Below are 9,839 nucleotides of genomic sequence, written 5' to 3' on the forward strand. Positions count from 1 at the left end.
CTAGGTATACTTATGGTTGAAAAATAAAAATATTAAAGGTGAAAAATACAGGTTCTGTTGAAACATCATTGAATAAAGAGATAGAAAAAATGCAGATACAATTAGAAGCTGGTATACCACATTCCTACTTTAATAGTACGTATGCAAGTATAAAAGTACAGAACTCATCGGGTAGCGTTGTGTACAATAAAGAAATTGTGAGAAATAGACAACGAACTGCTGAAACCCAAACCGTTCCTGTAAAAGTTGGGGATTACATTGAACTTACCCATATAGAAGGGGAAGCAGAAAAGGAAAAGATACGAGCTACTTTAACTAACCTTGAGAATGGCAAACAGGAATATATGGGTAAGAAGAGAATATATCAGGTTACATCTACAGGACTAATAAGACAATAGATGAATCAAAAAGTTGGGGGAATCCTCAACTTTTTTGGTTAAAAAGGAGGTTCTGGTGCCAATATATGAAGAGGAACGATAGTAGATTTTTAACGGAATCGTATTTTATACTATAAGTCCGAAAATTCTGTGAATGAAATCTTTCTGATTTAGGAAAGACTGATTTTGTAAATCAAATAAAACAGGAAGCAAGATTTTTGGATATTCTCAACACTCTACATGTACGCATACAGAGCTAATAAATACATGAGCTGTGATAAAAATTCAGCTCTTTTTCAATTTTTTAAAGAGTGTATTAAAAGAAGGAAGTTTAATTTAAAAACGACTTTTCAGGTTTGTTTATTTTGCGTTTCGATGGACAAGTTAAAATAGGTCTTGTTCATTTTAAAAACATATGTAAAGACAGATAAGGACTTTAAATGTGTTTTTGGGGTTTTTAGGGGGAATAAAAAGGCTAGTCATTATTTAAGACTTAACCCTTTTCTACTAGCTGACGAATTGCTTCATTTCAATTACTTATCTTGTTATCGTGCCAAAAATCCTCTATTTATTTTACTTGTTCTTTTGTAAATGAAACTAAATTTTCATGTATGGGGAAAGATATTAGATGAAAGCAACCGGATTAACTAGAAAAGTAGATGAGTTAGGGCGTGTGGTAATTCCAAAGGAACTTAGAAATACGCTAGGTATTAAAGAAAAATCACCATTAGAGATCTTTGTAGAAGGTGAAGACATTGTTTTACAGAAGTATCAGCCTGGTGGTGTTTGTGCATTAACAGAAGAGGTGTCAAATCGTAACATAGTATTAGCAAATGGTAAGATAACATTAAATCCAGAAAGTGCGGAACTATTAATAAAAGAAGTAAAACAGTACCTTGTAAAATAAGTGGCCCTTACAAGGGGCTTTTTTTAAAATCAATAAAATAATTTCATGTACCGTATTTATTATAAAAAATAATAACACAACGAACCTAACACCGCTAAAGGTATTGATAACAAGACCAACATTTGATGATCCTGAACCATTATAAGATTTTGTATTCTCTTTTGGAGAAATATTATAAAAATCGCCTAAGTTGAAAGAACCAGTACTATTTTGTACGACAAGGTTTGCTACAACTGAGGGCATAGTACGCACCTAATTTCCTAGAAAGTATTTAAATTAGCATATGTTGTAATCATCTAGAGGTTCATTTTGATCTAAGAATTCGAAGTTATTGCTCGTGAAGATTTTAATAAAATAGTTATTTTATGATGAATAAATAAAAGAACCCGTTTGTTATAAACGGATTCTGTGTACAAGGAATGCAAGGAATACAAGGTAACTGGTCCAGAGAAACCTATATATTTCTTGGTTTGATAATAATGTATTCGAAGTAATAGAAATGGTTAATAAAAAGAGCACATTTTTATATGCACTCTTAGTAAGGTAGGTGAATGTCTCATGAAATAGAAAGAATCATAAAAATTGTAATCAGATTTTTATGATTAAATTTTTAATATTGTATTCCTTACTTGGATCTATTGGCCTGTCACTGAAGAAAATGGTCAAGTGGAATCTAGAAGTAATTAAACAAAATTCTTATTTAACAACAAATAAAAAGAGCACATTTTTATATGCACTCTTAGTAAGATAGGTGAATGTCTCATGAGATATAAAAAATTCAAAAAATCGTAATCAGATTTTCATGAGTGAATTTTTTATATTGTATTTGTTACTTGGAGTTATTGAGCCTGTCACTATAAAAATAAAGAGCGCTTTTTAAGGCGCCCTATGACCAAGACTCATATCGAAAAGCCTACCATGATTAATGTATGTGCAGTTTTTTAATAAAATCCTTATTTGAAAGGGGAAAAATATCGTGAAATATGATAAACAAGAATGTCCGCAATGTAGCAAGCCAGTTAAAACTTTGTATAGACCATCAATGAAACATAAAGGGCCTAATCTTTGCTACTGGTGTAATCGAAAACGTATTAAAGAAGAAAAAGAAATGAACTTACAAAAATAAAAATCCCAGCTTTAAATGCTGGGACTTAGGGAAGTAAAGTTGTTGCAATTGTCGATTCCATATTAATGACTGTTAGGAACTTTAACAGTATAACCAATTGTTGATTATAAGTATATATAAATTCTACAAAATCGTTATTTTATCTTAAATAAAAAAGAGCACACATATAAGTGTGCTCTCAAATGAGAAAGGTAGAATGCTATGAATGGAAAGCTTCCATACAATAACATATGCTTGTCCGGTTTAAATGTGAGAAGTTTTTATTAAAAACGCTATTTTAATAGAAAACATTTAAAAGGACCCACAGTGAGGGGGTGGGTCCTTTTAAAAACTAAGCATTCAAGGATTAACTATATATTACCAAAAATGGAGTGTGTTTTCTATGTGTTAATTGTTGATAAAAATTTTAATAAAAACTTCATTTTAGTAGAAAAGGAGAATAGATAATGAAAACTTTTACTGTAACGTTTACGGAAACTAAGGTGTACGAGGGAATTGTAGAAGCGGAAACATTAGAACAAGCAGCTGATCGTGTTCGTGATGGATATGTAGAAGAAGAGGTACTAGTTGAAAAGGACATAACTATTGATGAGCTAAAACTAGATCAAACGGAAGAAGTGGATAATAGTCGAAGTTTGTTTGTTAATTACGGAGAATTTAATTTTACAGATTTTAACCGTGCTGTTAATGCTCTTTCAGAGGAATATGGTTATGGAGGTGAAGCATGGGAAATGGTTGTGGCAAGCGGTGATTTAGATATACTATGTGACTTCTTAATTGATGATGGTCTAGATGCAGAAATCGAATGAAAATTTCATTTTGTAGAAATAAGGAAATTAAAAAAGAGCACCATGCATCAGTGCTTTTTCAGATAAGAGGTAACTCTTATGAGCGTAACGACTAGTTTAGCAGTATATGATTTGAAAAAGAAATAAGAACAAAATTTTATTATTTGCTCAATACAAAAGAGCAGTTAACAAGCGCTAACTGCTCATCCCTCAGAGAAAGGGAAAGAACATTACAGAGGTCACTGTGAATTCAAGCTGTATCAGCTCATTTATAGTATGGGACATAATTTGAAACTTTATTCGGGTAAACTAAAAAAAGGCAGCTAGCAAGAGCTAACTGCCCTGGTGAATAAGAAGAACGAAATGGTCATTCGTATTCAACCTTGGTGTACTTATATTGTTAACACTTTTTAGAAATTTATTCAATAAAAGAGCAGTTAGCCCAGCCAAACTGCTCCATACAGAGGTAATAATCTAGATGCATAGATATTATATGCCAAATTATTTATTTTATTCGAGACGGATTAAAGAATTTGTCCTTATTAGGGAAATATAGTTAAAGAATTTCTTTAAGAAACAGAAGCAGTAACCAAATAAAAGAGCAGCTAGCAAAAGCTAACTGCTCTCCTAAAGAAAATTTAAGAAGGAAGTTCAAAAATTAAGTGTATTTATAGTATGGACAATATTTAGGAATTTATTCAAGGAGGAATTACTTACAGAATAAGAGCAGCTAGCAAAAGCTAACTGCTCGGCTCTCGACCAAGAAAGCTAGAGTGGGAAAAATCGACTTTTTAAAGCCTTAACTACATTGTTAGACAATGTTTAGAATTTTATTCGTGTAAAACATAAAAAGGGCAGCTAGTAAAAGCTAGCTGCTAAGCCTTCGGGTATGAAGGGAAATCTGAAACTGTATATACATTATTAACGGAATATTGGGTTTTATTCAGGAGTAGCCTAATTTGACACAATTTGGTCTTGATCGGCAACATCAGCATCGAATGTGTTTGTTGCACTAACACCATTAAAATTATTAACGATAAAAGCGACATTGGAACCGCCCGAGCCATTATAAGCTTTTGTATTTTCTTTTGGAGAAACGTTATAAAAATCACCTAAGTTGAAAGAACCATTACTATTTTGTACGACAAGGCTCCCGAGAATAGATGGCATATTTTTCACCTGCTTTCTTATGAAATATTTAAATTAGTATATGGTGTATGTGTCTAGAGGTTCATTTGAGTTTGAAAATTCAAGGGTATAGTTGATGAAAACTCAATAAAATAATCCTTTTACGAAAAAAGGTCCTGTTGTCTCCAACAGAACCTTTCTTAAAATGGCAAAGAGTAACTCTTACCTTACTCTTTGTTCATATACTACAGGATTGTTAATGAAAATCCTAGGCTCTTTATATTGAGAAATAAAGAAAAATATTCTAATAAAAATTTCATTTTGTATAAATAAAAACCCTAGTTTCCTAGGGTAATGGTATAACAGCTCAATATATTTTATTTTTTTATATTTTAACGTAATATTACGTTAAAAACAGCGGGTAAATGTAACCAATTGCAGAAAATAAGAGCAGCTAGCAAAAGCTAACTACTCACCTAATGGAGGTCTTGTTCCAACTAGGTTATCTACAGTATTGACGGAATATCGAGTTTTATTCGTGAAGAAATACGTTTAACTTAATGCATAGCCCACAATTAAAGTTAGTGTTAAAAACACTGATAATAAAAGTGTTAGTAGAACTGTTACTATGCTTCTAAGCATTGAAATCCAATTATCTACTTTAGAGAATCCTTTCATACCAGCAAAAAAAGTTCCTATTGAAAAAATGAGTACAAAAAATAAAGGGTGAAAATAAACGACGTTTATAAAAGATGCATTCATTTCAGGTGTGCATACTTCAAGATATAAAAGAAAAAAAGCAATGCAAACGAATGAAAAAATAAAGGACCATAGATTTATATTATGCTTCATAGGTTGCTCCTTTGTTATCGAAATATTTCTATTGAATTTTACTAGAGGATACCAATTTTTAGAGCAGCAATAGAGCTGTTCTAAGAAATGGTGTCCTTTTTATTTTGAAAAGGGAGATGGAGAAATGAATGTGCTAAGGGATCAATTGCGTGAGTGGAATAAGCAATCAAAACAAGCGAAGAAGAAAAACAAGAAAAAACAAAAAGAGAAATTAAGCACTCGTGACATTGAAGATTTAATGGGGATTCGTGGACCACGTTATGAACGTAGACGTGGAGCTTTAAGACAAAAGTAATTAAAAAATAAAAAGGGGTGGTCTTACATGACTAAACAATTATCTTTCTTACCAAAAATCGATAGAACGGCAACACAAGAGGAATTAGAAGGCGTGTTGGAAAGTGTACGTATACATAGACAATTTGGGATGATGCGTAAAGAAATGAAAGTCACTCCTTCTTATGAAATGCGCGAGCACGGCCCTACACATGTAGTTGGTAAGCCATTAGAAGATGTTGCCATAGCGAATATTCAACAAAGTAAACGTGAAGAATGGCTCGAAAGAATGTCATTACGTATTGATCAATTTCTAAATCGATTAGGAAACGGACGTGCAGGAAGTATCCAAAGGGATATTATTTGTAAACGTTATTTAGAAGAAGAGGATGTATGTGATTACATGGTTTATAACGAAATCGGAATGTCAGAGCGTACTTACCGCCGTTGGAAGTCTAAAGCATTTTATAAACTAGCTTTTGCACTTGGATTAGAAGTTTACGAGACAGAAGAGACTGGAGGTAATGAATAATGAATTTTGTTCAACCAATACGTAATCCAGAGCAAATACAACAGATAAAAGAATATTTGAAAGAAAAGAGTGACTGTAATTATATCTTATTCGTGATGGGAATTAATACAGGGTTACGTATAAGTGATATTTTAAAACTAAAGGTTGGGGATGTTAAAGGCAGTCATATATCTATGCGTGAAAAGAAAACAGGGAAACAGAAACGAATACAAATTACTGCAGCACTGAAAAGAGAGCTTAAATGGTTTATTATAGAAAGAGAAGACAATGAGTATTTATTGCAAAGTAGACAAGGTAAGAATCGTCCAATTGGTCGTAGCATGGCATATAAGATATTAAGCGGAGCTGCAGCAGAGTTTGGATTAGATGAGATAGGGACGCATACGTTAAGAAAAACATACGGGTATCACATGTACATGCAAACGAAAAACATAGCATTACTCATGGAGATATTCAATCACTCATCAGAGAAGGTCACGTTACGTTATATAGGTGTAAACCAAGATGCAATGGATAAAGCAATGACTAGGTTTAAAATCTAATCACTGCTTATTTCTTTTTAAATCTAGGGGTATCGCAGCATTTTGGAAAAAAAAACGCTAAGAGTATGCAAGATTTTATACAGTTCCAGTAACAAACAAGAACCCTAAAACCGCGCTAAGATAGGAATGTATAAAAAAATGCATAGATTCATAGAACAAAAAAAAGAAGGTTCCTTGGTGAGAGTACGGTTTCCTCCCTTTTCCTTGCTACCGATAATGATGCGTTATGTTAACCTCACATGTATAAGATATAAAAAGGAGAATCTAAGTAAAGTATCGAAGAAAATCACGAAAAGAGGGATACTAATGGAAAAATATTTTGAGGAAGCACATCGTTTTTGTTCTCATAATAGAAACCTCTTAGAAAAGGATATTATATGTGGTTGTTTCCACTGCTTAAAAGTATTTAGTCCTAAAGAAATAACAGATTGGTGGGAAAAGGAAGAAGATACAGCAGAATGTCCTCATTGTGGAATTGATTCGATTATCGGGGAAAGTTCTGGGTTTCCCATCACAAAAAAATTTCTAGTAGAGATGAATAAGAGATATTTTTAAAGATTTATTGACTACCGACTTCGATAATTATGTAAATAAGCTGTCCACATGGGCAGCTTATTTTATTTTTCCGCATAGCGTAGGTTGTTTTGCAAAATGCTGGTGGTATCCCTATACAGTTACTCATAATTTTCGTACTGTGTAACTCAAAAGAGAAAGTTAAATGAAATCAATGATACCAAGGGATTCAGCGAAGGGGGCAGTTACACACAATATAAGATATGGGTAAGTCAATTATTTATATGTTAAGATTATGCTATAAAAAAAGAAAGTAGTGATTGTGATGAGTGAAAGATGTCCGGTTTGTCAAAACTCTATTGAGGAACAACAATTAGTGGGAGTGGGAGGAGGACGTGTAGAGCAATATAAATGTGAGAATTGTGGTACATTTTCCATGGCTGAAGAAGCGAGATTTGAATTAAATGTAGAGCAGAAGAGAAAACTTTCTGCAATTTTAAGAAAGAGAACCATTAGAGGGATGGGAAAAATAATGATTTTTCTTAATCGATCAGATAAAAATCTTTCAGAATTTCCATATCCTATTTATCTTTTAGGGGATCTATTAAGTGAATATCCAGATAGTGCTTCTGATAGGTTGGATGAGTCATTAATAAACTTAGCTAAATTGTCCAAATTTCCAGGTGACCCAGTATATATTCGTGAATCAGATAAATCTCTATTTTTTGTACAGAGTGCTCAATTGTTGGAAATGAAATATATAGCGAACCAACTATTTCAGGACGAACTGATTGAGATATCTAAGCTATCGGCAGCAGATTTCCCTGCACATATTACAGTTACAGCGAAAGGATGGAATCGTATTGCAGAATTAGAAAAAGGAAGAGAAGCGGATACTAAGCAGGTATTTGTCGCGATGTCGTTTAGTCCAAAAATGGATAGTCCATATAAGAATGCAATCACAAAAGCTATAAAAGAGGCAGGATACCAGCCTATTAGAATTGATGAAGCGGAACATAATAATGACATAACTGATGAAATTATAGTCAAAATAAGACAAAGTAAATTTGTAATTGCAGATTTTACCGGACACAGAGCTGGAGTTTATTTCGAAGCTGGTTATGCGGTGGGACTAGGTAAGACTGTTATATGGACATGTAAAGATGACGATTTTAAAGATATTCATTTTGATACTAGACAATTTAGTCATATTAAGTGGTCAACAGAAAACGAATTATACCAAAAATTATTAAACAGAATTAAAGCAACAATTAATTAAAAACATGGCAGAGTCGTGACCGCTTTTTGGCAGTAAATGTGCCGGTTGTTTTGGAGTTAACGTGATATATTTGTATTGTGAGAAGTGGCTTAAAACACAACTCATAAAGATTCCTTTATAATCTATATGTTGTCTAAACGGTTTCATAATGACGGCACATAAAATCCGAAACCAGCAGATGGTAGTGATTGAATGATACCGTTATTAAGGAGAGCTTTTACTCTTCTTCCAGTTACTTAATATTGTTGGAATAGTGTAGCGACATTTGGTGATTGGAAGAAGAATAAAACTTCATTTACCGTAATTAAAACACAAATCAATAATTGCTATAAAAGCATCCATTCGGGTGCTTTTTATTTTGGAGGAGGATGAATAATGGATTTAACATTAGATGGATTAGAGCGGTGTTTTAATGAGGCTGTAAATGAAGGTGCAGAGTATTTAGCTGTTCAAATCGAAATGGACGGATTCCCTAGTGATGAAGTAATTATTAATCATAAGCAAAATATTGATACTAAGTTAGAGTATTATAGGAAAACGTACAACGAGGATTTAGAATATAGATACGCTCCAGGTATTCGTATTGTTGGATTTGCATATGGCTATTCGTTCTCAGGGATTCAACATGAATTAGGATTATTAGCGGAATAATGATTAAACCAATAGCAATTATCGTAGGCGCTGCCGTGATCTGGGTGGCGTCTTGTTTGTTGTTAAGGGGTGATAAGGGCTGAAATAGACTTGCAATTTGAAGATTAGATAATAATATTATTACTTTAAAATGCAGAAAGTAGACTAATAAACAAGCTGTTTTTAACTTTTAATCATAGAATATGAGGAATTCTATTGTTAAGAGGAGGTAATCATATTTATGGGATGTAATTGTAATTTCAGACATTGCAGAGATTGTAATAGATTTTGGGATGATTTAATGTTTTGCAGACGCAGACATAGAGATTTTGATGACTGTCGTTGTAGACGTGACCGTGACTGCGATTGTGATGATTGTCGTCGTAGACGTAATCATGACTGTGATCGTGATGATCGTCGAGATTGTTAAATCTCTTTGAACGAGTGCTTTGAAGAAAAGTGCTCTTTTTTTATTTTCATAAAAATATGGATTTAGTGGCCTATTTATTTTAATAATTGTATTGTTTATTCTTTTAATTAACATTGGAGATATTTGTTTTTTTACGTTATTTGTACAAATAACATGATAGCATGAAAAGGAATAATTGCTGTACGTATGAATGTACTAACATTCTTTTTCTATTATTATTTTAAATTAACTAAAATGTACATCAATAAAAGATATAGTTCTAGTTCCTGTTGGTTTGTTATGGATAAGTGATGTTATGTAAGAAGGTTGGTACAAGTTAATAGATGGCAATAGGTAAGATGACTCTAACCGATGATGCAAGGGTTAATCTTATCTATTGTCATCTATATTCAATTATAAAGTATTAGAAATCAAGGCTATAGATAACTGGTATATCCATTCTAGGGAAACCGCCCATACCTG

The 9,839-nt window shown here is 32.7% G+C and carries 13 protein-coding genes and 1 pseudogene; 11 read left to right on the top strand and 3 right to left on the bottom strand.

Features of this window, described 5'->3' with window-relative positions; genetic code table 11:
* Positions 1 to 23 precede the first annotated feature (23 nt).
* Both DN408_RS01730 and DN408_RS01735 read left to right on the top strand, forming a co-directional pair.
* Positions 24 to 398, top strand: coding sequence for a putative mucin/carbohydrate-binding domain-containing protein (locus DN408_RS01730; RefSeq protein ID WP_255449019.1), 375 nt, complete (start codon positions 24 to 26; stop codon positions 396 to 398).
* A 607-nt stretch (positions 399 to 1,005) separates the two neighbouring features.
* Positions 1,006 to 1,284: an AbrB/MazE/SpoVT family DNA-binding domain-containing protein gene (locus DN408_RS01735; RefSeq protein WP_078178489.1), complete on the top strand. Its 279-nt coding sequence runs from the start codon at positions 1,006 to 1,008 to the stop codon at positions 1,282 to 1,284.
* 87 nt (positions 1,285 to 1,371) lie between these two features.
* Here the strand turns inward: DN408_RS01735 and DN408_RS31830 are convergent.
* A pseudogene (locus DN408_RS31830) lies at positions 1,372 to 1,527 on the bottom strand (spore germination protein); the annotation flags it as partial.
* Between the two features lie 733 nt (positions 1,528 to 2,260).
* Here DN408_RS31830 and DN408_RS31240 point away from each other — a divergent pair.
* Positions 2,261 to 2,410: a hypothetical protein gene (locus tag DN408_RS31240; RefSeq protein WP_179957877.1), complete on the top strand. Its 150-nt coding sequence runs from the start codon at positions 2,261 to 2,263 to the stop codon at positions 2,408 to 2,410.
* Positions 2,411 to 3,027: 617 nt separating this feature from the next.
* The gene (locus DN408_RS32385) at positions 3,028 to 3,219 is read left to right on the top strand and encodes a hypothetical protein (protein ID WP_321147131.1); all 192 of its coding nucleotides are present in this window, start codon (positions 3,028 to 3,030) and stop codon (positions 3,217 to 3,219) included.
* 933 nt (positions 3,220 to 4,152) lie between these two features.
* On the opposite strand, the gene DN408_RS01750 is transcribed toward DN408_RS32385, so the two are convergent.
* Positions 4,153 to 4,368, bottom strand: coding sequence for a spore germination protein (locus DN408_RS01750; protein ID WP_033729037.1), 216 nt, complete (start codon positions 4,366 to 4,368; stop codon positions 4,153 to 4,155).
* Positions 4,369 to 4,878: 510 nt separating this feature from the next.
* Positions 4,879 to 5,178, bottom strand: coding sequence for a hypothetical protein (locus DN408_RS01755; protein WP_033729035.1), 300 nt, complete (start codon positions 5,176 to 5,178; stop codon positions 4,879 to 4,881).
* Positions 5,179 to 5,302: 124 nt separating this feature from the next.
* On the opposite strand from DN408_RS01755, the gene DN408_RS31245 reads away from it, so the two are divergent.
* The 7 genes from DN408_RS31245 (at position 5,303) to DN408_RS31835 (ending at position 9,377) form a co-directional block, all read left to right on the top strand.
* Positions 5,303 to 5,473, top strand: a complete 171-nt coding sequence (locus tag DN408_RS31245) for a hypothetical protein (protein ID WP_179957879.1) — start codon at positions 5,303 to 5,305, stop codon at positions 5,471 to 5,473.
* Between the two features lie 27 nt (positions 5,474 to 5,500).
* Positions 5,501 to 5,983: an ArpU family phage packaging/lysis transcriptional regulator gene (locus DN408_RS01760; RefSeq protein WP_033729031.1), complete on the top strand. Its 483-nt coding sequence runs from the start codon at positions 5,501 to 5,503 to the stop codon at positions 5,981 to 5,983.
* Positions 5,983 to 6,525, top strand: coding sequence for a site-specific integrase (locus DN408_RS01765; RefSeq protein WP_078178486.1), 543 nt, complete (start codon positions 5,983 to 5,985; stop codon positions 6,523 to 6,525). Before DN408_RS01760 ends, DN408_RS01765 begins: the two co-directional genes overlap by 1 nt.
* Before the next feature lie 306 nt (positions 6,526 to 6,831).
* Positions 6,832 to 7,080 carry a hypothetical protein gene (locus DN408_RS01770; protein WP_016128160.1) on the top strand — a complete coding sequence of 83 codons (249 nt, stop codon included), beginning with the start codon at positions 6,832 to 6,834 and terminating at the stop codon, positions 7,078 to 7,080.
* 283 nt (positions 7,081 to 7,363) lie between these two features.
* Complete coding sequence (locus tag DN408_RS01775; RefSeq protein ID WP_078178485.1) at positions 7,364 to 8,317, top strand: nucleoside 2-deoxyribosyltransferase; 954 nt, start codon at positions 7,364 to 7,366, stop codon at positions 8,315 to 8,317.
* Positions 8,318 to 8,692: 375 nt separating this feature from the next.
* Positions 8,693 to 8,968, top strand: coding sequence for a hypothetical protein (locus DN408_RS01780; protein ID WP_003193761.1), 276 nt, complete (start codon positions 8,693 to 8,695; stop codon positions 8,966 to 8,968).
* 220 nt (positions 8,969 to 9,188) lie between these two features.
* Positions 9,189 to 9,377: a hypothetical protein gene (locus DN408_RS31835; RefSeq protein ID WP_078178484.1), complete on the top strand. Its 189-nt coding sequence runs from the start codon at positions 9,189 to 9,191 to the stop codon at positions 9,375 to 9,377.
* Positions 9,378 to 9,839 lie beyond the last annotated feature (462 nt).

Source organism: Bacillus sp. AR13-1, assembly GCF_008042285.1.
Lineage (GTDB): Bacteria > Bacillota > Bacilli > Bacillales > Bacillaceae_G > Bacillus_A > Bacillus_A mycoides.

Excerpts from the sequence above, each read along its gene's own strand:
- DN408_RS01760 (WP_033729031.1), top strand. The coding sequence starts at position 5,501 with ATGACTAAACAATTATCTTTCTTACCAAAAATCGATAGAACGGCAACA.
- DN408_RS01735 (WP_078178489.1), top strand. The coding sequence starts at position 1,006 with ATGAAAGCAACCGGATTAACTAGAAAAGTAGATGAGTTAGGGCGTGTG.
- DN408_RS01765 (WP_078178486.1), top strand. The coding sequence starts at position 5,983 with ATGAATTTTGTTCAACCAATACGTAATCCAGAGCAAATACAACAGATA.
- DN408_RS01770 (WP_016128160.1), top strand. The coding sequence starts at position 6,832 with ATGGAAAAATATTTTGAGGAAGCACATCGTTTTTGTTCTCATAATAGA.
- DN408_RS31245 (WP_179957879.1), top strand. The coding sequence starts at position 5,303 with ATGAATGTGCTAAGGGATCAATTGCGTGAGTGGAATAAGCAATCAAAA.
- DN408_RS01775 (WP_078178485.1), top strand. The coding sequence starts at position 7,364 with ATGAGTGAAAGATGTCCGGTTTGTCAAAACTCTATTGAGGAACAACAA.
- DN408_RS01750 (WP_033729037.1), bottom strand. The coding sequence starts at position 4,368 with ATGCCATCTATTCTCGGGAGCCTTGTCGTACAAAATAGTAATGGTTCT.
- DN408_RS31835 (WP_078178484.1), top strand. The coding sequence starts at position 9,189 with ATGGGATGTAATTGTAATTTCAGACATTGCAGAGATTGTAATAGATTT.
- DN408_RS01780 (WP_003193761.1), top strand. The coding sequence starts at position 8,693 with ATGGATTTAACATTAGATGGATTAGAGCGGTGTTTTAATGAGGCTGTA.
- DN408_RS01755 (WP_033729035.1), bottom strand. The coding sequence starts at position 5,178 with ATGAAGCATAATATAAATCTATGGTCCTTTATTTTTTCATTCGTTTGC.